A 23,729-nucleotide genomic window follows, 5' to 3' on the forward strand; every position below is an offset into this window, starting at 1 on the left:
TCCGCGCGGGAACGCCGGGCGTCACCGACTCGGCGGGCTTCACCGCAGCGGGCGCCCGCTGCGGTGGCCCACCCTCGGATAAGGACTCAGGGCAGTTCGAACGGCAGCGACGCTCCCGCGTGGACTCGGCACCGGTCACAGGTGTCGGTGCCGTCCACCGCGGCCACCGCGCGGCGGATGAGTTCTTTGAAGGGCACCAGATTGCGTTTGAACTCGGCGAAGACGTCGACGGCGCGCACTCCCTCGCCCTCCTCCAGACCGGCGTCCAGATCGGTGACGAGCGCGACGGCGGCGTAGCACATCTCGAGTTCGCGAGCGAGCACCGCCTCGGGGTGGCCGGTCATGTTCACCAGCTCCCAGCCCTGTGCGGCGAACCACCGGCTCTCGGCGCGGGTGGAGAAACGCGGTCCCTCGACCACGACCATCGTGGCCGCGTGCATCATGTGCAGCTCGTCGGACTCGGCCTTGATGGCGGCGGCGCGCAGTTCCTCGCAGTACGGGTCGGCGAAGGACACGTGGATGCCGCCGCCGTCGAAGTAGGTCTGCGGGCGGCCGGAGGTCCGGTCGACCAGCTGATCCGGCACCGCGACCGTGCCGGGCCCCCAGTCCGCGCGCAGGCTGCCGACGGCGCAGGGCGCGAAGATCCGGCGCACGCCCAGCGAGCGCAGCGCCCACAAGTTGGCCCGGTACGGCAAGGTGTGCGGAGCGAATTCGTGGTTCTTGCCGTGGCGAGGCAGGAACGCCACCGGCCGCCCTTCCACCTCTCCGACGGCGATGCCCGCGCTCGGTGCGCCATAAGGGGTCTCGACCTCGACGATGGTCGCCTCGTTGTCGAAGAAATCGTAGAAGCCGCTGCCGCCGATGACGGCGAGCGTGGGCCGAGGGTGCGAACTCATACCCCAATTGTCTCGTCCCGCGACGGCCGTCGCGCGCCGGGATCCGCGTTACCCTGCTTTCGTGGCGGCGCACGAGGGGACACCGACCATGGCGACCGAGGAAGAACCCGCCGCGTCGAATGGCCCCGACCTGACAAGACGCCCCGCGAGCTGTACCCTAGGGGGGTATTGAGCCGGTTGCGGCGACCGGCAGGCAGCGAGGAGACATCGGTGGCAGCTTCCCCCCACGACCACACGGCGGCCGACCACGCCGGGCACGGCTACATCACCGCCAAGGACGATTACCTCAAGCGGCTGCGGCGCATCGAGGGCCAGGCGCGCGGGTTGCAGCGGATGGTCGAGGAGGAGAAATACTGCATCGACATCCTCACCCAGGTCTCCGCGATGACCAAAGCCTTGCAAGCGGTGGCGATGGGCCTGCTCGAGGACCACATCAGCCACTGCGTGGTGGACGCGGCCGTCGCGGGCGGCCCTGAGGCCGAAGCCAAGATCAAGGAAGCCACCGACGCCATCGCCCGCTTGGTCCGTTCCTGACGAGCTAGCCGTGCCAGCGGCGATAGACCGCGGCCGCGCCGGGATGCAGCGGAATCGGGCCGGTGCTGATCAGCGACCGGCCGTCGAGGAACTGGGTGCCCGCCGCCTCGGTGGGCACCAGCGCGTCGGCATGCCACACCAGCAGTTCCACGATGGCGGCGGCCACCTCCTCGGCCATGCCGCCCGCGGCGAGCAGCAGATTCGCCACCCCGATGGTGTGCACCGAGACCCCGCCCGGATAGGCGTCGGCGGGTATCGCGACCCGGTCGTACACCGGCCCGAACCGCTCCCGCATCGGCGCGGCCAGTTCGCCCATGTCCACCAGACGCATCCGGCTCGGTATCGCCAGCCGCGCCGTCGGCACACCGCCCGCCCACAACAGCGCATCCGCCTCGCCCGCCGTCAAGGCGGCCACCGCCTGCGCCAAGGGACGATGGGTGATCGTGACGTCGGCGCTCGGGTCGAGCCCCGCGACGCGCAGGATGCGTTCACCGGTCAACGCCGCGCCCGAGCCCTCCGCGCCCAGGCTCACCCGCGTTCCGCGCAGGTCCGCGACCGAACCGATCGGACTGTCCGCGCGCACGACCAACTGCAAGTAGTTCTCGTACACCCGGCCCAGCGCGAACACCTCGCCCGCGCTGTCGCGCACCGAATCGGCGAGGGCGAGCGCGGCATCGACGGCCCCGCGCGCCAGCAACGCCAGGTTGTCTTGCGATCCAGAGGTGGTCACCCGTTCGATCCGCACATCCGCGGTATCGGCGGCGGCCAGGCCGAGCAATCCGGCGAAGGCGTGATAGAAGCCGCCGACCTCGCCGGACGCCAGCCGCACGGTGGCGCCCCCGCCGCCCGGCCCACAACCCGCGATGCCCGCCGCCACGGCCAAGGCGAGGAAACCGCGACGACCTATGCCGCGCCCGACGATCGGCTGCCTGTCCATCAGGGTGCCTCCGCCGCGGGCAGGCGCACCGAGACCGCCAGACCGTGCGGACGCACCGCCGCCACGGTGAGCGCGCCGCCGCGCGCCTGCGCCAATGCCGCGGCGATCGGCAAGCCGAGCCCGGAGCCACCGGCCCGCGCGGCCGAACCCCGGAAGAAACGGGTGGTCAGCTTATCGATCTCGGCGGTGGGAACACCGTCGCCGTCGTCGCGGACGGCCACGGTGACCCAGCCTGGCTCGGTCGCGACGACCAGATCGATGTGCGCGCCCGCGCCCGCGTAACGCGTCGCGTTGCTCAGCGGCACGTCGAGAATCTGCGCGAGAACGTCCGCCGGGACCGCGACCTCGGCGTGCCCGGCCACGGGCGCCATCCGCAATTCCTGCCCGGCCGCCTCGAATGCCGAGTACCAGGCGTCGAAACGGTCGGCGACCACCTGCGCGGCATCGCACTGGTTGTCGTCCTCGGCGGTGCGGGCGAGGTCGAAGGCCGCGGGCGTCTCGGCGACAGCCAGGCTGAGCAGGCCGTCGAGCAGCGCGGTGAGCCGCTCGACCTCGGCGCCCGCGCTGCGGAAGATATTCGCCGCGCTCGCCGGGATCGCGGATTCCAGGGAATCGAGGCGGATGGTCAGAGCGGCCAGCGGATTGCGCATGGCGTGTGCGGTGTCGGCCACCAGCTGGCGCTGCGCGTCCGCCGAATCGGCCACGGCCAGCGCCATGGCGTCGAAGGACTCCGCCAGCGCCCGCATCTCCGGCGGCCCGCCGTAGCGGCCCGCGATCGACACCGGCGCGACAGTGTCGGCGCGCGGCTTGGGCAGCGTCGCGGTCAACTCCGCGACACCGTGCGACAGCGCCGCGAGCGGCCGCAGCACCCAGCGGCCGATCGTCACCGCGAGCAGCACGAACACCGCCATCGCGACCACGCCGCCGAGCACGATCACCAGCCAGGCCCGCCCGATGTCACCGCGGGCGCCGGCCGTCGACGCCTCGATCACCACGGCCCCGTTCACCTGCACGCCGGTGCCGACCGGCCGTGCCACCAGCATGGTCGGCGCGCCCCACGGCGTCAGCTTGTCCACCGCGTGCGGGCGCTGGTTACGGCGCGCGGCCGCCACCGCCGCCTCGATACCGGGATCGTCGACGTCCGCGCCCGCGTTCACCGTCGTCGCGCCCTTGGCGTCGACCACGAGCACGTTCTCGCCGTACAGCTCGTGATAGCGCAGCACCTCGTCGGCCAGCGCGCGGCTGTCCCCCGCGGTGACCGCGTCGTCGGCGAGGGTGGCGAAGCGATCGGCGTCCCCGGAGCGGGCGAGCACCAACTGCTGGGTGCGGCTGGTGGCGACGGTCAGCGACAGCGGCACCGCGAACCCCAGCACCGCGACGGCCGCGAACAGCGTCAGCGCGACGAGCAAGCGACGCCGCATCGCACTCCTCCGGCCCGCCGGGCCGCGCTCACTGCCCCCACCGGTACCCGTATCCGCGAATGGTGGTGATCAGGCCGGGCCTGCCGAGCTTCGCCCGCAAGCCGGTCATGTGCACGTCCAGCGAACGCGAGACCGCGACGAAGGCGTCACCCCAGATGCGATCCATCAACTGCTGGCGGCTCACCGCGGCCCCCGGCCGTTCCACCAGCGCCTCGACCAGCTCGAATTCCTTCTGGGTCAGCGCCACCGGCTCGCCTGCCACCTCCACCACGCGCGCGCCCAGATCGACCCGCACGTCACCGGTGACGACCACCGACCGCTCCTGCCGCGCCGCCGCGGCAGCGCGCCTGGCGACCGTCTCCAACCGCGCGACGAGTTCCGCGATGCGCGGCGGCTTCACCAGATAGTCGTCGGCGCCACCGCGCAGACCGCGCACGATCGAACGTTCGTCGCTGCGTGCGGTCAGGATCAGCACCGGGACCGAACTCACCTCGCGCAGCCTGCGCAGCACCTGAAAGCCGTCGCCGTCGGGCAGTCCCAGGTCGAGGATCACCGCGTCGTAGTCGCGGTGCGCGATCAGCAGGTCCGCGCCGCGGCGCTTGCGTTCGGCGCGGTAACCCCGGGCGTTGAGCGCTTCGACCAGCGCGTCTCCCACGCCGTCGTCGTCCTCGACCACCGCAAGCCGCACGCGCCGATCCTCCCACAGTGGGCGGACCGGCGCGTGTGCCGGCCGGTCAGTCACGCACGGTGACCATCGGCCGTCCCGGCTCGGCCGCGGCGCCGGGCCCGGTATCGGCGCTCGCGGTGGGCTCGGCGTCGATCGCCGACGAGGCCGAGGTCTCCCGCATGAAGTAGTAGGTGATCAGCGAGACGGCGATGCAGCCGGCGACGTACCAGAAGTACAGCGACTCGTGGCCGCCCTTCTTCAGCGCCAGCGCGATCGTCTCGGCGGTGCCGCCGAAGATGGCGACGGTCAGGGCGTAGGGCAGTCCCACGCCGAGCGCGCGAATCCTCGTCGGGAACAGCTCGGCCTTCACGATCGCGTTGATCGAGGTGTATCCGGTGATGATCACCAGCGCCGCCATCATCAGGCCCCACGCGGCGACCGGATTCGTGGTGCGCGCGAGCACCGTCATGATCGGCACGGTCAGCAGGGTGCCCGCCACGCCGAAGAAGATCAGCAGCTTGCGCCGTCCCACCCGGTCCGACAGCGCGCCCGCCAGCGGTTGCAGCACCACGAAGACCAGCAGCGCGATGAAGTTGATCCACGCGACAGTCGACTTGGAGATGCCGGAGGTGTTGATCATGAACTTCTGCATGTAGGTCGTGTAGGTGTAGAACGCGACCGTTCCGCCCAGCGTCAAGCCGACGACCAGCAGGCATTCGCGCGGATACTGCAACAGGATGCGCAGCGAGCCACGCGATTGCCGCACAGCGGTTGGCGCGTCCTTCGCCGGCTCCTGGGCGGATTCGGCGCGGAACTGCTCGGATTCGTCCATGCCGCGCCGCAACCACATCACGATCAGCGCGCCCGCGGCGCCGATCACGAACGGGATCCGCCAGCCCCACGCGTTCATCTGGTCGGCGTCGAGGAACTGTTGCAGCACGATCTGCACCCCGAGCGCGACGAGCTGGCCTGCCACCAGCGTCACGTATTGAAAACTCGAGTAGAACCCGCGTCTGCCCGCCGAGGCCACCTCGGACAGATACGTCGCGCTGGTGGCGTACTCACCGCCCACCGACAGACCTTGCAGCAACCGGGCCACCAGCAGCAGGGCGGGCGCGGCCAGACCGATGGTCTGATAGCCCGGCGTCGCCGCGATCATCAGCGATCCGGCGGCCATCACCGTCACCGACAAGGTCAGCGCCGAGCGCCTGCCGAACCGGTCGGCGTAGCGGCCCAGCGCCCAGCCGCCGATCGGGCGCATCAGGAAGCCGACCGCGAACACGGCGGCGGTGGACAACAGCTGCGCGGTCGGATCGTCCTTGGGGAAGAACGTCTTCGCGAAGTACACGCTGAACGCGGCGTAGACATACCAGTCGTACCACTCGACGAGATTGCCGATGGATCCGCGCAGCACATTCGCGACCACCCGGCGCTCGCCCACGGGCTGTGTCGTAGTCACAACATCTCCTTCTCCGACGCCTCATCACGTCGTCGCAGATCAGTGTGTCGGCAGTCACACGCGCGCGGAATGGCTCTCGCGGCTTCCTAACAGTCCCTTAGGACGATCACCCGGAAACGCGAACCGGCCCCCGGCGCTGCGCCGGGGGCCGGAGAAGACAGGGTGGTCAGGCTCGCGCGGTGAGCAGCGGAGCGAGGGTGCGCAGTGCGGGGAGGTAGTTGTCGCCGAGGATCTGCACCGCGACGTGATCGGCGCCCGCGTCGGCGTGTGCGGACAGCTGGGCGGCGATCCGCTCCGGCGTGCCGTGCGCGATGACGGCATCGAACAGCGCCTCGCTCGGCGGCACGGTGAGGTCGGCGTCGGTGAAACCGAATCGGCGCAGGTTCGACGCGTAGTTGGTCAGGCCGACATAGAACGCGACGGTCTGGTCCGCGACGGCGTGCGCGGTCGGGGTGTCGTCGGTCAGCACTACCTTGTGCTCGGTCGCCAGCAGCGCGTCCGGGCCGACGATCTCGCGCGCTTTCCCGGTGTGCGCCGCGGGCACGAAGTAGGGCAAGGCGCCCAGGGACCGCTCGGCGGCCAGCTTCAGCACGCGCGGCCCGAGCGCGGCCACCGCGCGCCGTTCGGCGGGCACTCCTGCGGCGTCGAGGTCGTCGAGATACTCCACCAGCGCGTCGTACGGCTTGCGGTACTCACCGGTGTGCTCCGGGTGTCCCGCGCCGATGCCGAGCAGGAACCGGCCGGGGAAGCGGGCCTCGATCCGATGGAACGAGTCGGCCACCTCTTTCGCCTGCGACGCCCAGATGTTCACGATGCTGGTGGCGACGGTGATCGTCTCGGTCGCCTCGAGCAGCGGTTCGACCGTCGCCAGATCCGCGGGAGGCGAAGCCCCCAACCACAGCGCGCCGTACCCCAGCTGCTCCAATTCCCGTGCGTCCTCCGGGCTGAACCCGTTGTACGCCCGCCACACGCCGAACCGTCCGAGACTGTCGAATGCCATGTCCCGACCCAACACACGCCCGGAGACGGCTATTCCGGCTCGATGCGCCGGGCCGGTCGAGTCGGTGCCTTCCTGATTACCGAGGGCTAGGGTGGCTATTGCACAGCTATCGGCGCCCGCCACCTGGCCCGCGCCGCCACTAGGGAAATGGAGGTGATTGCTGTGCTTCGATTCGATCCATTCCATGACATCGATACCGTTGCTCGCCAATTGCTCGGTGAGAGCGCCGGAACCGGTCGCGCACCGCGATTCATGCCGATGGATCTGTTCAAAGCGGGAGATCACTACGTCCTGAACGCGGACCTGCCCGGCGTCGACCCGGGCTCGATCGACGTCAGCGTCGACAACGGCACGCTCACCCTGCGGGCCCAGCGCACCGTGCCGAGTGAAGAAGGCGTGCAGTGGATCGCCTCGGAACGCTTCGCGGGCACCTTCATGCGCCAGATGTCCCTCGGCGAGAACGTCGACGTGGAGAACATCAGCGCGACCTACAACAACGGCGTGCTGTCGGTGACGATCCCCATCGCGGAGCGCGCGAAGCCGCGCCGCATCCAGATCACCGGGGCGTCACAGGAACCGAGGACCATCGAAGCGCAATCGAGCCGGTCGGAGACGATGTCGCCGACGCAGCAGGAACAGAGTCAGCAGTCGCAGCAGCAGTACCCGCGGTCATCGAAGTGACCGTACCCGCTACCCGCACCCACGCCGGGTGCGGGTAGCTTTCACTCGCCGCAGCAACCTCCGCCCGGAACCGGAACCGTCCGCGTCTCCCGCGTCTGCGCGTTGCGGGCGGCGAGATCCTCGTCCGCCGGATAGTCGACGCCGATCAGGCTCAGGCCATGCGCGGGAGCGACGGTGACCGAACTGGAGCGCTCGGTCTCCCGCAACAGGTCGGCGACCCACTCCACCGTGCGCCGCCCTTCGCCGACGGCGAGGACCGCGCCGACCAGGCTGCGGACCATCGACCAGCAGAACGCGTCGGCGCTGACGTAGGCGATCAGCAGGTCACCGTCGCGCACCCAGTCGAAGCGCTGCAACTCCCGCACCGTCGTCGCGCCCTCTCTGCGGCGGCAGAACGCGGCGAAGTTGTGCAGGCCCAGCAACTTTCGCGACGCCGCTCGCATCGCGTCGACATCGACGCCGGATCGACAGGCGACCACGCTGCGGGCCAGCAGCGGCTCGGCCCCGTACGGCGCGGTGGTCAACCGATAGGCGTAATGGCGGCGGATGGCGGAGAACCGGGCGTCGAACTCGGGCGCGGCCGGGCGTGCCTGCTTGATCCGCACGTCCTTCGGCAGGAATCGCGCCATCCGGTGCACGAGCTTCTCCGCGTCCAGTTCGCCGGAGGTGTCGAAATGCGCGACCTGCCCCTCGGCGTGCACGCCCGCGTCCGTACGACCAGCCACGGTCAACTGGATCGGCTCGCGGAACACCTTGCTCAGCGCGTCCTCCAGCACCCCCTGCACGGTGCGCAGGCCGGGCTGACGCGCCCAGCCGATGAAATCCGTGCCGTCGTAGGCGATGTCCAACCGGACCCGGGCCCGTGGCGGTTCGGCCGCTGCCACGCCCGGCGCGTCCGCGTGCGGCCGGTCCGACGACGATCCCACCGATTCCTCCACGGTCACATGATCCTCCGGTAGAAACGAACGAGCCCGCCGACCCAGTGCGGGTGGCGGGCTCGTCCGCGAAGTCCGACGCTCAGCGTCAGGCGTCCTTCTTGTCCTCGGCGGCCTCGTCGGCAGCCGGAGCCTCGGCCTCGGCGGTCTCGGCGGTGGCCTCGGTGGCCTCCTCCTCGACGACCTCGGTGGCCGGAGCCTCCTCCGCCTTCTTCGACGCGGCCACCCGGCGAGCGCGATCGGCCTCGTTGGTCACGGTCTTCTCCCGGACCAGCTCGATGATCGCCATCGGCGCGTTGTCACCCTTACGCGGCAGCGTCTTGGTGATGCGGGTGTAGCCACCCTCGCGCCCCTCGAAGGACGGGCCGATCTGAGCGAAGAGCTCGTGCACGACGTCCTTGTTGCGGATCACCTTCAGCACCTCGCGACGGTCGGCAAGGGTGCCTGCCTTCGCCTTGGTGATCAGCTTCTCCGCGTAGGGACGCACGGCCTTGGCCTTGGCCTCGGTGGTGGTGATCCGGCCGTGCTCGAAGAGCGCCGTGGCCAGATTGGCGAAGATCGCCTTCTGGTGCGACGCCGACCCGCCGAAGCGGGCACCCTTCTTGGGCTTGGGCATTGTGGTGTTCTCCTTGTATGAGGCCGGGCCGGGGCGCCTACCCCGGCGGCCTAGAGCTGTTCGGTCTCGGCGTAGTCCTGCTCGCCACCGTCGGTGTCGCTGAACGTGCCGCTGTCGCTCCACGTGCCGGTGCTCGCGTCGTAGCCGACCACGCTGGACGGGTCGAACGACGCGGGGCTGTCCTTGAGCGAGAGGCCGAGCGCGTGCAGCTTGACCTTGACCTCGTCGATGGACTTCTGGCCGAAGTTGCGAATGTCCAGCAGATCCGACTCGGTGCGGGCGACAAGCTCGCCCACGGTGTGCACACCCTCGCGCTTGAGGCAGTTGTAGGACCGGACGGTGAGGTCCAGGTCCTCGATCGGCAGACCGAACGAGGCGATGTGGTCCGCCTCGGCCGGCGAGGGGCCGATCTCGATGCCTTCTGCTTCGACGTTCAGCTCGCGGGCCAGGCCGAAGAGCTCGACCAGGGTCTTGCCCGCCGAGGCGAGCGCGTCCCGCGCGCTGATGGAGTTCTTGGTCTCCACGTCCAGGATGAGCCGGTCGAAGTCGGTGCGCTGCTCGACGCGAGTCGCCTCGACCTTGTAGGTCACCTTCAGCACCGGCGAGTAGATCGAATCCACCGGGATCCGGCCGATTTCCGCCCCGGACGCCTTGTTCTGCACGGCGGGGACGTAGCCGCGACCGCGCTCGACGACGAGCTCGATCTCCAGCTTGCCCTTGTCGTTCAGGGTCGCGATGTGCATGTCCGGGTTGTGCACCACCACGCCGCTGGGCGGCACGATGTCACCCGCGGTGACGGTGCCGGGGCCCTGCTTGCGCACGTACATCGTGACCGGCTCGTCCTCCTCGGACGAGACGACCAGGCCCTTGAGGTTCAGGATGATGTCGGTGACATCCTCCTTCACGCCGGGAACGGTGGTGAACTCGTGCAGGACGCCGTCGATGCGGATGCTCGTGACCGCCGCCCCCGGAATCGAGGACAGCAGGGTACGCCGCAGCGAGTTGCCGAGGGTGTAACCGAAGCCGGGCTCGAGCGGTTCGATGGTGAACTTCGAGCGGTTCTCGGCGACGACCTCTTCGGTCAGCGTCGGACGCTGTGAAATCAGCATTAGGATCATCCTCCTTTTTGGGCGCCCGCTATTTGACGCCTCGTCTCAGGGGTTGCGCGTGGCCGCCCATCGGGGGCAGCCACGCACCAGCGGCACATGCGCGCTTGCCGTCCGAGGCATGCCAAGGACGGCTCGTCGAGTGTTACTTCGAGTAGTACTCGACGATCAGCTGTTCCTGCAGCGGCACATCGATCTGCGCGCGCTCGGGCAACTGGTGGACCAGGATCCGCAGCCGGCCGGGGAGCACCTGCAGCCAGCCGGGAACCGGACGGTCGCCGATGGTCTCGCGCGCCACCTGGAACGGCAGGGTGCCCAGCGACTTCTCCTTGACATCGATGATGTCGTACTGGGTGACCTGGAAGCTGGGAACGTCCACCTTCTTGTTGTTCACCAGGAAGTGGCCGTGGCTGACCAGCTGGCGAGCCTGCCGACGGGTGCGGGCCAGGCCGGCGCGGTACACCACGTTGTCCAGGCGGGTCTCGAGCAGACGCAGCAGGTTGTCACCGGTCTTGCCCTTGAGGCGGTTGGCCTCCTTGTAGTACCGGCTGAACTGCTTCTCCATGATGCCGTAGGTGAAGCGGGCCTTCTGCTTCTCCTGCAGCTGGAGCAGGTACTCGCTCTCCTTGATCCGCGCGCGGCCGTGCTGGCCGGGCGGGTAGGGGCGACGCTCGAACGCCTGGTCGCCGCCGACGAGGTCGACGCGCAGACGACGCGACTTGCGGGTGATAGGGCCTGTGTAACGAGCCATTGTTCGTTATTCCTTTCCCGCTAGACGCGACGCCGCTTGGGCGGACGGCAGCCGTTGTGCGGCTGCGGGGTGACATCGGAGATCGTGCCCACCTCGAGGCCGGCGGCCTGCAGCGAGCGGATCGCGGTCTCGCGGCCCGAACCGGGGCCCTTCACGAACACGTCGACCTTCTTGACGCCGTGCTCCTGCGCCTTGCGGGCGGCGTTCTCGGCGGCGAGCTGCGCGGCGAACGGGGTCGACTTGCGCGAGCCCTTGAAGCCGACGTGACCCGACGACGCCCAGGAGATGACGTTGCCGTTCGGGTCGGTGATCGACACGATCGTGTTGTTGAACGTGCTCTTGATGTGCGCGTTGCCGTGCGGGACGTTCTTCTTGTCCCTGCGACGCGACTTCTGGGTCTTCTTCGGGCCCGCGGCCCGACTCTTCGGAGGCATCGGTTATCCCTACTTCTTCTTGCCGGCGACGGTGCGCTTCGGGCCCTTGCGGGTGCGCGCGTTGGTCTTGGTGCGCTGGCCACGCACGGGCAGGCCACGACGGTGGCGCAGGCCCTGGTAGCAGCCGATCTCGATCTTGCGGCGAATATCGGCCTGCACCTCGCGGCGCAGGTCACCCTCGACCTTGAACTCCGAAGCCTCGATGTAGTCACGCAGCTTCGTCAGATCGTCGTCGCTGAGATCCTTCGAACGCAGGTCCGGGCTGACGCCGGTGGCCTCGAGGATCTCCTTGGAGCGGGTACGGCCAATGCCGAAAATGTAGGTCAGTGCGATCTCCATGCGCTTCTCGCGCGGGAGGTCGACGCCCATGAGACGTGCCATCTGGCAGCTTCCTTAATCGTTGCGGAGGTCTGCTCCCTGTCCGTCCCCTCGTCTTGGCGGGGCACCGGCCTCCGAACCGGTGGTAGGCGCGCACGCCCCAGGGCGAACCCTGGATTTCCGCAGCGTGCGGCTGGTGCTGGGAGTTCTTCTTGCCAATCCGAACTGCGGTTCGGTGCTTGGCTGGTGTCGCGTCGAGCGGCGCCGTCGGCAAGCCTCGGGCGAATGGTGCGAGGTCGCCCTCGCCTCCGCTCAGCCCTGGCGCTGCTTGTGGCGCAGGTTGTCGCAGATCACCATGACCCGGCCGTGACGGCGGATCACCTTGCACTTCTCGCAGATCTTCTTGACGCTCGGCTGAACCTTCACGTCCGTCCAATCTGTTGTGGTTCACAGGGGTGTGAACACAGTTTTTCCCCAGTCGGCGACTGGGGAAGTTCTGGTGTGAGTCCTTCGACTCCGCCCCGGCTCACGCCGGGACCGCCGGTTCGCAACCGACTCCGATCGCGCGGGCGCGCTCACTTGTAGCGGTAGACGATCCGGCCGCGCGACAGGTCGTAGGGCGAGAGCTCGACGACCACACGGTCCTCGGGGAGGATGCGAATGTAGTGCTGCCGCATCTTCCCGCTGATGTGCGCGAGAACCTTGTGCCCGTTCTCGAGCTCGATCCGGAACATCGCATTGGGCAGCGGTTCGACAACTCGACCCTCGACCTCGATGGCCCCGTCTTTCTTCGCCATGTCCTCCGCGATCCCGGTTACGCTCAACCTGGTTTGTTTGCCTGGTTCTGCTCGAATGGGACCGGGCCGCTGGAGCGGACCGCTCGCACACAAACAGGCGGCGCGTAGGTGCACCGCCGCTCCAGCTTACCGACACGTTCCGGATCGGGCAAAAATGCCTCCCTGTATACCCGTGTCGCCAGGCGTTTCGCAGCCGCCTTCCCACTGGTGGCTGGCCTCCGACGCGGTGCCGCGACGGCGCCCGGTTGTCGCGTAAACTGGCCGCTGTTCAGGTATTTGGGTCGAGCAGATCGAGGGGGACGCGTGAGCCGGCGCAGCGTGCGAGCCACCGGCGGAGGCGCTCTCGGTCGCGGCCGAAGCGAGCGGCAGGGAGGCGAGGCCGTGAGTAAGCGTAGCGAGCGAGTCACCGGCAGGGCACCCCTGGCCACGACCGAGCCGAGCGGCAGCGAGGCGAGTCGTGGCTGAGCACGAGCGGATCACCGGCCCGTCGAGTGGCGGAGAGGCGCAGTCGTGAGCCGTAGCAATGACGGCCTGCCGATGCTGCCGCCGTGGTTGTCGGAGAGCGACGTCGGCCAGAGCGGCTACGAAGCGCCGGTGCAGAACCTTCCGCACGACGACCTCATCGAAGAGACGCCCAGCCGCAGGCGCGGCCGTTTCAAGAACCGCGCGCCCGAGGCGGAACGCCCGGAGGCCGCGCGGCCGGAGAAGCGCCGCAAGGGCTGGCGCCGCGACAAGAACGAGGGCCCCGCCGAGGAGGACCAGCGGCACGGCGAGGCGAGCCGCGCGCCCGCACCGGTCCCGGACGAGCCTGCACCGGTTCCGCCCCCGCAGGAGTCCTGGCAGCAGTCCCAGCAGTCATGGCAGCAGCCGCAGGAGCCATCGCAGCAGCCGCAGCAGTCATGGCAGCAGTCCCAGGAATCGTGGCAGCAGCCCGGCCAGGACCGCACTCCACCGGCCCAGGACAACTCGTGGCAAGCGCCGCCCGAGCGCGGCAACGGTCCGCAGCACAGCCTGCCCACCCGCAACCCGTCGCGGCCGTCGCCCGGCTTCCAGCCGCTCGGCAGCAGGGCCGCGAACCCGCCCGTACCGAACGACCAGCCTGCGCACCGGCAGGCGGACCGGCCCGATCTCCCGCCACCGCCGCCTCGGCAGCCGGCCGAGGAGCGGCCCGCCGCCGCGCGGAACGACGAGCACGCCCGGCCGTCGCACGGACAGAGCACGCCCGCCCAAGCCGTCGGCCGGCCTCCGCTCGGCCCGCAGCACGGCGGATGGCCGTCCACCGGCAACCCTCGGCTCGACGCCGCCCTCTCGGCCGTGGCGCCGAACCTGTGGCCGAACTCGGCTCCGCCCGGCCAGGCCGCAGGCACCGGACCGACTGGAAACGAGGTAGCTCAGCCGGGTGCCGGATCTCCCCGACCCCGGACTCCGGCTCCGACCAGCGGCGACACGTCGACGCAGTCACCCGACCCGGCTGCGCCTCCGTCTCCGACAGACCAGGCGGCATGGCAGAGCGGGCACTCACCGACGGCTCCCGGCGAACTCGCACCACACAGTCCACAGCAGACGCGGCCGAGCGGCGAACCAATTCCGACCGGCGGCGATAGGTCCGCGCAGGCGCTCCACGGCGGATACCCCGCCGCGCCCCCGTCTCCGACGGACCAGGCGGCATGGCCGGGCGGGCACTCACCGACGGCTCCCGGCGAACTCGCACCACACGGCCCGCAGCAGACGCGCCTGACCGGCGCGCGTCCGGAAGCTCCGACCGGCGATACGCCGGTTCCGCCGACCAGCGGCGGATACTCCGCAGTGCCTCCGTTCACCGGAGACCACACGATGTGGCAGAGCGGGCACTCGCCGACGCCGACGGCCACTCCACCCACTCCGCCTTCCGAGCTTCCCACCGACGTGGCCGCTGCGCCGACCGACACCGAGCAGCCGGGTTCGCAGATCGCACAGGCGTCGGCACCGGCTGGCACACCGCCCACCACGGGCACTGCCGGGCCGACCGGTGGCGCGACCGTGGGGGCAGTACCGACCGGCCTGGACCACACGGCATGGCACAGCGCACCCCTGCCGACAACATCCGGCACCCCACCCACACCAGGCGACGCCCCCACCACAAGCGCAACACCGACCGGTCCAGACCACGCGACACGGCACAACGCACCCCTGCCGACAACACCCGGCACCCCACCCACACCAGGTGACGCCCCCACCACAAGCGGAACGCCGACCGGCCCGGACCACACGGCACCGCACAACGCACTCTTGCCGACAACACCCGGCACCCAGCCCGTATCAAGCGAGGTCGCGACCGCGAGCGGGGCACCGGCCGGCGCGGAATCTTCGGCACGGGAGTCGGCCGCCCTGTTGAGCGGGGAAGATTCCGGCGAGCCGCAGGGAGAGCACTCCGGGGTTGCAGCCGACAAGCAGACACGGCAGCACGCCGATCGGGTATCGGCGCCCGGGGGTGGAAGCACGGCTTCTACCGGAGCAGACCCGGTCCGGGAGGCAGGGAGTGAGAGAGCGCCCGGTGCTGGGACGCCGTCAAGCGGTGCAAGTCCGGCCGAACCGCGCGGCGAGAACACCGCTGCCGGGTCGAGCGCGGCAGCGGCTCAGGCCCCGGCGACGACGGCAGCTACGGAGTTCGGGCAGGGCACCAGCTACATCACGCCGTCGAGCGATGCCGACCAGACACCGTCCAGCGCACAGCATTCCGCACAAGGCCCGCAGGCCGCCTCGGCTGCTCCTCCTGCGGTGACTTCTGACGGTCCGCCGCCCTGGCTCGCCGCGTCCACGCCCGAGCAGGCCGCGGCGTCCGCGACCGACGCGCCGGGCCCACTCCCGCCGCTGCCCGACCCGCCGCGCACCGGCGGATCCGGTTCACCCACAGCCGCTCCGGACGAGCACCGCCTGCCGCCGCGCGGCGCGGACGGCCCGCCGCCCTGGCTCGGTCACAGCGCGCCGGAGCAAGGTCGGTCCGACCGTCCGGGACTCCCGCCCACGCCGCAGGAGACCGCCGCACCGGCCGACCGCGCGCCGGAAACCCATACGCCCGCCGATCACCGACCGCCGTCGCACCCGCTGCCCGCGGATCACGGCGTCACGGAACCGGCCCCCTCCGGCCCGCATGCCGGGCATGGTGGGCTCACTGTGCCGCCCGGCCCCCACAGCGCCGCCGCGACCGGCGCTGTGGCTGCCGCCCACACGCCAGAAACCCCCGCGAATCCGAACGCCTCGGATTCTGCGGATGTCGCTGGCGAGCAGGGTAATTCGAGCGCGCCAGCGCCGAACTGGACCAGCGCGACCGAGGTAGGCCACCGGTCCGTCGCAGGCGGCGGACGACACCGGCTGTCCGAGGAGCCGAACGAGCCGTCGGCTCCGCAGACGCCGGTCGGACAAGTGCCCGGCTTCGACCAGCAACAAGTTCCCCAGTCACGACCGGATACTGCCTACGCCGCAGGCGGCCCACAGCAGCACCCCAATGGCCCGAGCGACGTAAACGCGGTCCAGCCTGCCCAGTTCGCGGGCGGTCAGACGCCGGTTGCCCCACCACAGGCCCCCGCCGACCAGTGGCGCAATGCCGCCGCCCCGGAATCCGCGGCAGCAACACCGCATTCCGCGCCACCGCACCAGACCACCGTGCAAACAGCCCCGCAGTGGGGCGCGCCGCCGGGTTACGCACAACCGCCCGCCCAGCAGCAAGGCACGCCGCTCCAACAGCAGGGCGCACCACTCCAACAGCAAGGCGCACCACTCCAACAGCAAGGCGCACCACTCCAACAGCAAGGCGCACCACTCCAACAGCAAGGCGCACCACTCCAACAGCAAGGCGCACCACTCCAACAGCAAGGCGCACCACTCCAACAGCAAGGCGTCCCGCTCCAGCAACAAGGCGCGCCGTTCCAGCAACCTTCGCTGGACAACGTGCCGCTGCGCCGGGCCAAGAAGGCGCCGGGTACCGGATGGCGCAAGGCGGTGCACCACGTGTCCGGCGGCGCGATCAACCCCGGTATGTCCGCGGAGGAACGCAGGCTGCAGGAACTGGTCGCGCGGATCAGGCAGCCCGTCCGCGGCGACTACCGGATCGCGGTGCTGTCGCTCAAGGGCGGTGTCGGAAAGACCACTACCACAATGGGTCTCGGCTCCACCTTCGCCTCCATCCGGGGCGACCGGGTGATCGCGGTGGACGCCAATCCCGACTTCGGCACGCTGTCGCAGCGGGTGCCGCTGCAGACCAGGTCCACCGTGCGCGACCTGCTCCTCGATTCGACCATCCAGCGCTATTCGGACGTGCGCAGGCACACCTCGCAGGCGACCAGCCGCCTGGAAGTGCTGGCCAGCGAACGTGATCCGGCCGCGTCGGAGGCGTTCAGCGAAGAGGAGTACCGCGCGGTCGCCCGGATCCTGCAGCGGTTCTACAACATCATCCTCACCGACTGCGGTACCGGGCTCATGCACTCGGCCATGTCCGGCGTGCTCGATCTGGCGCACTCGCTGGTACTGATCTCCTCCCCCGCGATCGACGGAGCCCGCAGTGCCGCAGCGACATTGGACTGGCTGTCCCTGCACGGCCACGACCATTTGGTGCGCAACGCGGTGGTGGTGATCAACTCCCCGCGGGCCGGATCACCGAATGTCGGTATCCAGCAGCTACGGGAGTACTTCCTGTCCCGGTGCCGCGCCGTGCACATCATCCCGTTCGACGCGCACATGTCCGAGGGCGCCGAAATCGACTTGCACCGGCTGCACAAGCAGACCAAGCGGGCCTACGTCGAGCTGGCCGCGACCGTCGCGGACGATTTCGCCACCGATCACCGTCGTTACCACCCGTGACACCCGCCGGGCCGTGGCCCGGCGGGCAAAGGGCGAGAACGGATCAGCCGCTCACCACTCGGGCAGACGCCGTCTGCCCGCCATGACGTCGCGCACCAGATCGTCGTAGGCGTCCGCGAGTTCGGCGAGATGATGCCACGCGTTGTGCAGCAACTCGTCGTGCGCGTTCAGAGTCATCAACGCGTGGTGCGCGCGCACCGACGACTCGGCGAGGCGATCGATCACCGCGCCCACCGTTTCGGTATGCAACGTGGCGCCGAGCCGATGCTGCGGCACGTTCCGCATCACCCAGTCATCGATGGCCATCACCAATTCGACTCTGCGACGCTCGATTTCGCGGACCACCGCCACCGAGGTGTCCACCGAACCACCGCGGCCGACCAGGCGGCGCTCATGTAGCACTGCCAGATCACGAGCGAACCACAGGAGCGGACCACCGACCACGCGGTGTCCGCGACACGCCCGGACCAATAGGTCGGACGTGGGAAGCAATCCCGGCGCCGAAGAGCGCACCGAAGGATCGGCACACCTCGATGTGCCGGGGAGGGGCATTACGACCGTTGAATCCGAACCTGCCACGTTGCCTCGCCGTCATCGCCGCACAACACCGGATCAGGACTTCATTACAATAAACCTCTGAAGGCACCTGTCAAGCGTTACCGGTCCGTAGGCAGTCACGAAGAGTACACTTCGTTACCTGCATGACCAACCGAGGAGCAAGATGGCGGACGGTCCGACGTATCACCGGATCGCAGACCTCCTCCGCGAGGAGATCCGCGCAGCCAAGTGGAAACCGGGCGATCGACTGCCCAGTCACTCGGAACTTGCCGATCAAATGCAGGTCTCGATAACCACGGCCCGCAACGCGATCCAGGTGCTGGTGGCCGAAAATCTCGTCTATACAGCTACTTCCCGCGGGACGATCGTTCGAAACCAAGAGATTCTGGAATCCGTGGTCACCGATTCCATCCGCCCCGACCGGCCGCAGACCCCGCACGACATCTTCGAGGAGATCGCGCGGGCCGCGCACCGGGAGCCGTCGAAGGAGTTCAGCGCGAAGATGGAGCCCGCCAGCCCCGAGGTCGCGTCTTGGCTGGGTGTACCGCCGGATTCGTGGGTGCTGGCCAGGACGGTGGTCCAGTATCTCGACAACGAGCCGTGGTCGTGGGAGGTCAGTTTCTATCCCCGTGACCTGGCCGAGGCCACCGGAATCGACTCGCCGCACGACATCCCGGAGGGCACCACCCGCCGCCTCGCCGACCGGGGCCATGCCGAGACCGCGCACCGCGACACGCTCGTCGCGCGGCCGGCGAACGCGGAGGAAGCGTTGGTGCTCGGCGTCGCCACCGGCACCATCCTGCTCGACCATCTGCGGATCGGCGCCACCCACGAACGCGTCACCCGCGCCACGCGGCAACGTTCGCTCGCCACCGGCAATCGGCTCGCCTACGAACTCGGCGACGCCGAAGGCACCGCGGTCATCCGGAACACGCTTGCCGATTCACACGGGTCCGGCCGGGCGTAGTCCATGACGATCGCGCTGCGCCAGGCGACTTGGGGCGATCTCGGCACGATCTGCCGCCTGCGGGTGCAGCGCACGGCGTGGCTCACCGCGCGCGGCTCCGACCAGTGGACGGTCGCCGGGCGCGGGCTGCCCATCGAGATCTTCGCCCGCGCCGTCGGACGTGCGCTGGACGCGGGCGAGACCTGGATCGCCGAGGTCGCGGGGGAACCGGCAGGGACCATCACGGTCAACGACCGCGCCGACGAGGGCCTGTGGTCTCGGTGGGAACTCGACGACGCGGTGATCGTCCACTACATGATCGTGGACCTGCGATTCGCGGGCCAGCGCGTCGGCCATTACATGCTCGCGCACGCGGGAACCCTCGCCCGCTCGCAGGGCCGCGCCTGGGTCCGGCTCGACGCGTGGACCACCAATGCCGACCTGCACGCCTACTACCGTTCCGCGGGTTTCCGTTCGGTGCGCATCGCGGGGGGACCGCTCGCGCTAGGACCTTCGCGCGCACTGTTCGAGCGGAGAGCCGATACCTGGGATCCCCCCCTTCCCGTACCGGTGACGGCTGCCGGGCGAGTGGGCGCGTCCGCGCTCTTGCGCCCGCCACCGAACAACTGAGCGCCGGTACTCGGCGCTCGCGACGACGGCGAACGTACCGGTGCGCGGCACCCCGCTCACGGGAGATGGTCGGCGATCCGTGCCATCCCCGGCCGCATGCCGCGCGACGATCCGATGCGCCCCTCAGATCGGCGGCAGATGCGCGATCTGCACCATCTCGATGCCTCTGCTGCGGGAGACCAGCGTTCCGCGTCCTGGCGGCAGCTTGCTCGGCCGCACGTCACCGATCAGCTTGCCCTCGTCCCGCGATCCGCTCATGATCAACGTCTCCACCGAGAGGTTCTTCATGGTGCCCAGGATCGGGTCGTACAGCGCGCGGGAGACACCGCCGCTGCGGCGGGTGACCACGAAATGCATGCCGATGTCGCGCGCTTGCGGCAGGAATTCCAGCAGCGGCGCGAACGGATTCATGCCGGTGCCCGTGGCGACCATGTCGTAGTCGTCGACCACGATGTAGATCTCCGGGCCGCTCCACCAGCTGCGTTCGCGTAACTGCTGCGGCGTGATATCCGAGCCCGGAATCCGTTTGGCCAGATACCCGGCCACCTCCTGGATCATCGGACCACAGGTCTGCGACGACGTGGAATACCCGGCCAGGTGGTCGCCCTCCACCACGCCCAGCATGGTCCGGCGGTAATCCACCATGATGATCCGGGCCTGCTCGGTGGTCGACTGCTCCACCACGCCCAGCACGATGTTGCGCAACAGGGTGGTCTTGCCGCACTCCACGTCCGCGAATGCCATGAAGTGCGGTTCCACGCCGAAATCCAGTACCAGCGGCTGCAACTCGGACTCGCCGAGCCCGACGACGACGCGGGTGGGGCCGAGTTCGACACCTTCCGCCTTCGCCGAGGCCAGCAGCTCGTCCCTGCCGAACCGTAGCGGCAGCATGCGCACTTCGGGCGCGTGGCGGTCCGGGTACTGCTGTTCGAGTCCGGCCCGCGCCTGCGCGACACCGTCGGCCAGGCTGCCCGGGTCGGAGTCGGAGTCCAAGCGCGGCACAGCGATCAGCATGTGCAGCTGGTCGGCGGTCAGACCGCGGCCGGGACGTCCGACCGGAACCTGGTGCGCGGTGCGCCTGCCCATCTCCGAGTCGGACGGATCGCCGAGGCGCAGCTCGATGCGGGTGCCGATCTGGTCCTTGACCACCGGACGGATCTCGGCCCAGCGCGCGGCGCCGATCATCAGGTGGATGCCGAACGACAGCCCCTGGGCCGCGATGGCGTTGATCTGCGGCTCCAGCATGTCGAATTCCTCGCGGATCGCGGCCCAGCCGTCGATCACCAGGAACACGTCGCCGAACTTGTCGTCGGCCAGCGGATCGGCGGGCCCGGCCGCGCCGTCCTGGACGCGGCGGCCATCGCCGAACTTGCGCCGACGGAACTCGGCCATCGACTCGATGCCGAGCGCGGCGAAGCGCTCCTCGCGCTGACGCATCAGCGTGGTGAGTTCGGCGACGGTGCGGCGCACCCGGTCGCTGTCGAGACGCCCGGCCACCGAACCGACGTGCGGCACGCCGGACAACCCGGCCATGCTTCCGCCACCGAAGTCGAGGCAGTAGAACTGCGCCTGTTCCGGGGTGTGCGTGGCCGCGGTCGCCATGATGATGGTGCGCAGTGTCGTCGACTTGCCCGACTGCGGGCCACCGACGACGGCGACATTGCCTTGCGCGCCGGCCAGATTGATGGTGAGCACATCTCGGCGTTGCTCGTAGGGCTTGTCGATGACGCCGATCGGCATCCACAGCTGGCCGTGCCGGTTGACCGGCGAACGCCAATCGGGATCCGGAAGCAGCATGTCCACCGTCGGGGATTCGTCCAGCGGCGGCAGCCACACCTCGTGCGCCGGGCGGCCGTGCCCGGTGAGTCGCTTGACCACCACGTCGAGCAACGTGTCGGGGATGCCCTCGTCGGCGCCGGGCGCGGCCCCGACCGCCGACGGTGGCGGCGGCAACTCCAGCAACGGGTTCGACGGCGCGACCGGCTCGATTCCGATATCGGTATCGATCGGCTCGGGCATCTCCACCGGGGCGGCGGTGAACAACGCGGGCCGTCGACCCGCGACCGGGCTGCCGTCCTCGCCGGCCACCGTAGCTTGCGGCGCGACATACGGACCGGACACGTAACTGGCGTTGAACCGCAACGGGTCCGACGCGTCGCTCTTCAGATATCCCGAGCCCGGCACGCTCGGCAGGTGGTAGGCGTCGGTGATGCCGAGCACGGCGCGTGACTCGTTCGCCGAGAACGTGCGCAGACCGATCCGGTAGGACAGGTGCGATTCCAGGCCGCGCAGCTTGTTCTCCTCCAGGCGCTGCGAAGCCAGCAGCAGGTGCACGTGCAGCGACCGCCCGAGGCGGCCGATCATCACGAACAGCTCCGCGAAATCCGGCTTCTGCGAAAGCAATTCGGAGAACTCGTCGACCACGATGAACAGCGCGGGCAGCGGATCGAGCGGTACGCCCGCGGCGCGCGCCTTCTCGTAGTCGGTGACGTTGGCGTAGTTGCCCGCCGAACGCAGCAGCTCCTGGCGGCGGTTCATCTCGCCGGCGAGCGCGTCTTTCATGCGATCGACCAGCGACAGTTCCTCTTCCAGGTTGGTGATCACGGCGGCGACGTGCGGCAGCGAGTCGAGGCCGAGGAAGGTGGCGCCGCCCTTGAAGTCGACGAGCACCAGGTTCAGCGCGTCCGGCGAGTGCGTGGTGACCAGCGAGAGCACCAGGGTGCGAAGGAATTCGGACTTTCCGGAGCCGGTGGCGCCGATGCACAGGCCGTGTGGGCCCATACCGTTCTCGGCCGACTCCTTGATGTCGATCTCCACCGGAGTGCCGTCGGGGGTGATGCCGATCGGCACCCGCAGCCGCTCCCGGCCGGTGCGCGGACGCCACACCCGCGCCGGATCGATCTGGGCCGCGTCGGGAATCTTCAGCAGCGCCATCAGCCCGGGATCGGCCGTGGTTCCCTCGCCGAGACTGACGATCTGCGCCGCGGTCGCCAGCCGGTATCTGGCCAGTGCGCGGGCGAAGGACGCGGCCTCGGCCGTGCTCACCTCGTCGGCGGTGGCGAACTTCTCCACTCCGGCGGCGCTGCGCGCGGCCACCTCGCCGTCGGCGACGACCAGTTGCAGTCCGCGCCGGGCCGCGAGCCCGCCCTCCGGCGCGGTGAGGTCGAGCACCGTCACCGAGTCCAGGCCCGATTCGCTGACCAGTCGTTCGCCGCCGCTGACGTAGCCGTCGTCGATGACGACCACCAGGTGCAGGCGCCCCTGGGTCGGCTGCGGGTTGCGCATGAACCGGCCGCGCTCGAGCAGCTCGGCCGCCAGCGCCGTCTCCAGCTCACCGAGCGAGTGGTACATCATGCGCGCCGAGCCCATGCCGTCGCGCTGTGTCGGATGCTGCAGCTGCGGCAGCCATTTCGCCCAGGACCACGCCGCGCCGTCCGGGTCGGAGCAGACGATCGCGATGGCGAGATGGTCGGGCCCGTGGAACACCGCCAGCTCCATCAGCATCGACCGCACCAGCATGCGCGCCTCCTCGGCCGCGCCGCTGATGTTGATCGCGGGGAACGCGCGCAACGACACGGCGGTCGGCAGGCGGTGCACCACCGAATGGGTTCGCACGAATCGGCGCAGAGCCACGGTGGAGACCGGTTCCAGATCCTCCAGTGGCCCCGTCTCCGGGCGCGCCAGCTTGGTGGCCAGCCGGTGGCTGCCGACCCCGACGCGCACGTGCCCGAAGTCGGGGTCGTTCGGCCTGCGCTCCCACATCCGCCTCGTCCCGATCAGGGACGGCAGGTCGGCGGGTTCGGGATGACTCCACCGCAGCGTATCCAGCTGCTTGCCGCCGGTGCGGCGCACCTCCCTGCGGACCTGGTCGAGGTAGCGGAAGTAGTCTTTGCGTTCCTCGTTCAGTTCCACCGCGCGCTTCGGCCCGCCGCCCCGGAAGCCCGCCATCATGCCGACCATCGACATGAGCATCATCATCGGGAACATCATCATGAACGGATTTGCCAGCAGGTTGCGGCCCATCATCGCCATCATGGCGATCATGCCGACCACCGCGACCACCATGACGATCGGCATCAGCTTCATCATCAGCGGCGCCGGCAGTGCGCGCGCGATCTCCGGCGGTGCGGTCAGCGCCACCTCGCCACCGGGTGCCCGGGGCGGTGCGAGGCGGGGGCGGCGCACAAAGCCTTCGGTAGCCATGATT

19 protein-coding genes and 2 pseudogenes are annotated in these 23,729 nt (G+C 69.6%); 5 read left to right on the forward strand and 16 right to left on the reverse strand.

Annotated elements, in window-relative coordinates; all coding sequences use genetic code 11:
- Positions 1-86 precede the first annotated feature (86 nt).
- Positions 87-896 carry an S-methyl-5'-thioadenosine phosphorylase gene (locus tag NB3_RS16935; protein WP_067803814.1) on the reverse strand — a complete coding sequence of 270 codons (810 nt, stop codon included), beginning with the start codon at positions 894-896 and terminating at the stop codon, positions 87-89.
- A 210-nt stretch (positions 897-1,106) separates the two neighbouring features.
- Between NB3_RS16935 and NB3_RS16940 the strand changes: the two genes are divergently transcribed.
- The gene (locus tag NB3_RS16940; protein ID WP_067803816.1) at positions 1,107-1,430 is read left to right on the forward strand and encodes a metal-sensitive transcriptional regulator; all 324 of its coding nucleotides are present in this window, start codon (positions 1,107-1,109) and stop codon (positions 1,428-1,430) included.
- Positions 1,431-1,434: 4 nt separating this feature from the next.
- On the opposite strand, the gene NB3_RS16945 is transcribed toward NB3_RS16940, so the two are convergent.
- From NB3_RS16945 to NB3_RS16965, 5 genes are all read right to left on the reverse strand, one after another.
- Entirely contained in the window at positions 1,435-2,367 is a 933-nt protein-coding gene (locus NB3_RS16945) for a TAXI family TRAP transporter solute-binding subunit (protein ID WP_067803818.1), read from the reverse strand.
- Positions 2,367-3,788, reverse strand: a complete 1,422-nt coding sequence (locus NB3_RS16950; protein WP_067803822.1) for a sensor histidine kinase — start codon at positions 3,786-3,788, stop codon at positions 2,367-2,369. The genes NB3_RS16945 and NB3_RS16950 overlap by 1 nt, the downstream gene beginning before the upstream one ends.
- Before the next feature lie 28 nt (positions 3,789-3,816).
- A complete protein-coding gene (locus tag NB3_RS16955) occupies positions 3,817-4,476 on the reverse strand; it encodes a response regulator transcription factor (protein ID WP_067803824.1) in 660 nt (219 codons plus the stop codon).
- Between the two features lie 46 nt (positions 4,477-4,522).
- A complete protein-coding gene (locus tag NB3_RS16960) occupies positions 4,523-5,914 on the reverse strand; it encodes an MFS transporter (protein WP_067803827.1) in 1,392 nt (463 codons plus the stop codon).
- Positions 5,915-6,080: 166 nt separating this feature from the next.
- On the reverse strand, positions 6,081-6,914 hold the full coding sequence (locus NB3_RS16965; protein ID WP_067803917.1) for an LLM class F420-dependent oxidoreductase: 834 nt from the start codon (positions 6,912-6,914) through the stop codon (positions 6,081-6,083).
- 162 nt (positions 6,915-7,076) lie between these two features.
- On the opposite strand from NB3_RS16965, the pseudogene NB3_RS16970 reads away from it, so the two are divergent.
- Positions 7,077-7,517 (forward strand): annotated as a pseudogene (locus tag NB3_RS16970) (Hsp20/alpha crystallin family protein); the annotation flags it as partial.
- 119 nt (positions 7,518-7,636) lie between these two features.
- On the opposite strand, the gene truA reads toward NB3_RS16970, so the two are convergent.
- From truA to infA, 8 genes are all read right to left on the reverse strand, one after another.
- Positions 7,637-8,479: a tRNA pseudouridine(38-40) synthase TruA gene (gene truA, locus NB3_RS16975; RefSeq protein ID WP_157111831.1), complete on the reverse strand. Its 843-nt coding sequence runs from the start codon at positions 8,477-8,479 to the stop codon at positions 7,637-7,639.
- Between the two features lie 139 nt (positions 8,480-8,618).
- Positions 8,619-9,146 (reverse strand): 50S ribosomal protein L17, encoded by a 528-nt coding sequence (gene rplQ / locus NB3_RS16980; RefSeq protein ID WP_067803829.1) that lies wholly within the window; start codon positions 9,144-9,146, stop codon positions 8,619-8,621.
- Between the two features lie 50 nt (positions 9,147-9,196).
- Positions 9,197-10,255, reverse strand: a complete 1,059-nt coding sequence (locus tag NB3_RS16985; RefSeq protein ID WP_039796155.1) for a DNA-directed RNA polymerase subunit alpha — start codon at positions 10,253-10,255, stop codon at positions 9,197-9,199.
- A 142-nt stretch (positions 10,256-10,397) separates the two neighbouring features.
- Positions 10,398-11,003: a 30S ribosomal protein S4 gene (rpsD, locus tag NB3_RS16990; RefSeq protein WP_067803832.1), complete on the reverse strand. Its 606-nt coding sequence runs from the start codon at positions 11,001-11,003 to the stop codon at positions 10,398-10,400.
- A gap of 20 nt (positions 11,004-11,023) precedes the next feature.
- Positions 11,024-11,437, reverse strand: coding sequence for a 30S ribosomal protein S11 (rpsK, locus tag NB3_RS16995; protein WP_039795647.1), 414 nt, complete (start codon positions 11,435-11,437; stop codon positions 11,024-11,026).
- Between the two features lie 9 nt (positions 11,438-11,446).
- Positions 11,447-11,818: a 30S ribosomal protein S13 gene (gene rpsM, locus NB3_RS17000; protein ID WP_039795645.1), complete on the reverse strand. Its 372-nt coding sequence runs from the start codon at positions 11,816-11,818 to the stop codon at positions 11,447-11,449.
- Between the two features lie 249 nt (positions 11,819-12,067).
- Positions 12,068-12,181 (reverse strand): 50S ribosomal protein L36, encoded by a 114-nt coding sequence (rpmJ, locus tag NB3_RS17005; RefSeq protein ID WP_011207363.1) that lies wholly within the window; start codon positions 12,179-12,181, stop codon positions 12,068-12,070.
- 149 nt (positions 12,182-12,330) lie between these two features.
- Positions 12,331-12,552 (reverse strand): translation initiation factor IF-1, encoded by a 222-nt coding sequence (gene infA / locus NB3_RS17010; protein ID WP_003418601.1) that lies wholly within the window; start codon positions 12,550-12,552, stop codon positions 12,331-12,333.
- Positions 12,553-16,346: 3,794 nt separating this feature from the next.
- Here infA and NB3_RS17015 point away from each other — a divergent pair.
- Positions 16,347-17,388, forward strand: a pseudogene (locus NB3_RS17015) (MinD/ParA family ATP-binding protein); the annotation flags it as partial.
- Between the two features lie 51 nt (positions 17,389-17,439).
- On the opposite strand, the gene NB3_RS17020 reads toward NB3_RS17015, so the two are convergent.
- Entirely contained in the window at positions 17,440-17,832 is a 393-nt protein-coding gene (locus NB3_RS17020) for a DUF4254 domain-containing protein (RefSeq protein ID WP_244891938.1), read from the reverse strand.
- Positions 17,833-18,109: 277 nt separating this feature from the next.
- Between NB3_RS17020 and NB3_RS17025 the strand changes: the two genes are divergently transcribed.
- Positions 18,110-18,913 (forward strand): GntR family transcriptional regulator, encoded by an 804-nt coding sequence (locus NB3_RS17025; RefSeq protein WP_067803838.1) that lies wholly within the window; start codon positions 18,110-18,112, stop codon positions 18,911-18,913.
- Between the two features lie 3 nt (positions 18,914-18,916).
- On the forward strand, positions 18,917-19,522 hold the full coding sequence (locus tag NB3_RS17030) for a GNAT family N-acetyltransferase (protein ID WP_084486307.1): 606 nt from the start codon (positions 18,917-18,919) through the stop codon (positions 19,520-19,522).
- Between the two features lie 123 nt (positions 19,523-19,645).
- On the opposite strand, the gene eccCa is transcribed toward NB3_RS17030, so the two are convergent.
- Positions 19,646-23,725 (reverse strand): type VII secretion protein EccCa, encoded by a 4,080-nt coding sequence (gene eccCa, locus NB3_RS17035; protein WP_067803841.1) that lies wholly within the window; start codon positions 23,723-23,725, stop codon positions 19,646-19,648.
- Positions 23,726-23,729 lie beyond the last annotated feature (4 nt).

The sequence above is a fragment of the Nocardia beijingensis NBRC 16342 genome, assembly GCF_001612785.1.
In the GTDB taxonomy this organism is placed as follows: Bacteria; Actinomycetota; Actinomycetes; order Mycobacteriales; family Mycobacteriaceae; genus Nocardia; species Nocardia beijingensis.

What these genes read in the sequence shown, in the direction of transcription:
- rplQ (WP_067803829.1), bottom strand. Translation starts at nt 9,146, where the DNA reads ATGCCCAAGCCCAAGAAGGGTGCCCGCTTCGGCGGGTCGGCGTCGCAC.
- NB3_RS16945 (WP_067803818.1), bottom strand. Translation starts at nt 2,367, where the DNA reads ATGGACAGGCAGCCGATCGTCGGGCGCGGCATAGGTCGTCGCGGTTTC.
- NB3_RS16935 (WP_067803814.1), bottom strand. Translation starts at nt 896, where the DNA reads ATGAGTTCGCACCCTCGGCCCACGCTCGCCGTCATCGGCGGCAGCGGC.
- NB3_RS17030 (WP_084486307.1), top strand. Translation starts at nt 18,917, where the DNA reads ATGACGATCGCGCTGCGCCAGGCGACTTGGGGCGATCTCGGCACGATC.
- NB3_RS17025 (WP_067803838.1), top strand. Translation starts at nt 18,110, where the DNA reads ATGGCGGACGGTCCGACGTATCACCGGATCGCAGACCTCCTCCGCGAG.
- NB3_RS16965 (WP_067803917.1), bottom strand. Translation starts at nt 6,914, where the DNA reads ATGGCATTCGACAGTCTCGGACGGTTCGGCGTGTGGCGGGCGTACAAC.
- eccCa (WP_067803841.1), bottom strand. Translation starts at nt 23,725, where the DNA reads ATGGCTACCGAAGGCTTTGTGCGCCGCCCCCGCCTCGCACCGCCCCGG.
- NB3_RS16950 (WP_067803822.1), bottom strand. Translation starts at nt 3,788, where the DNA reads ATGCGGCGTCGCTTGCTCGTCGCGCTGACGCTGTTCGCGGCCGTCGCG.
- rpsM (WP_039795645.1), bottom strand. Translation starts at nt 11,818, where the DNA reads ATGGCACGTCTCATGGGCGTCGACCTCCCGCGCGAGAAGCGCATGGAG.
- rpsD (WP_067803832.1), bottom strand. Translation starts at nt 11,003, where the DNA reads ATGGCTCGTTACACAGGCCCTATCACCCGCAAGTCGCGTCGTCTGCGC.
- rpsK (WP_039795647.1), bottom strand. Translation starts at nt 11,437, where the DNA reads ATGCCTCCGAAGAGTCGGGCCGCGGGCCCGAAGAAGACCCAGAAGTCG.
- infA (WP_003418601.1), bottom strand. Translation starts at nt 12,552, where the DNA reads ATGGCGAAGAAAGACGGGGCCATCGAGGTCGAGGGTCGAGTTGTCGAA.
- NB3_RS16985 (WP_039796155.1), bottom strand. Translation starts at nt 10,255, where the DNA reads ATGCTGATTTCACAGCGTCCGACGCTGACCGAAGAGGTCGTCGCCGAG.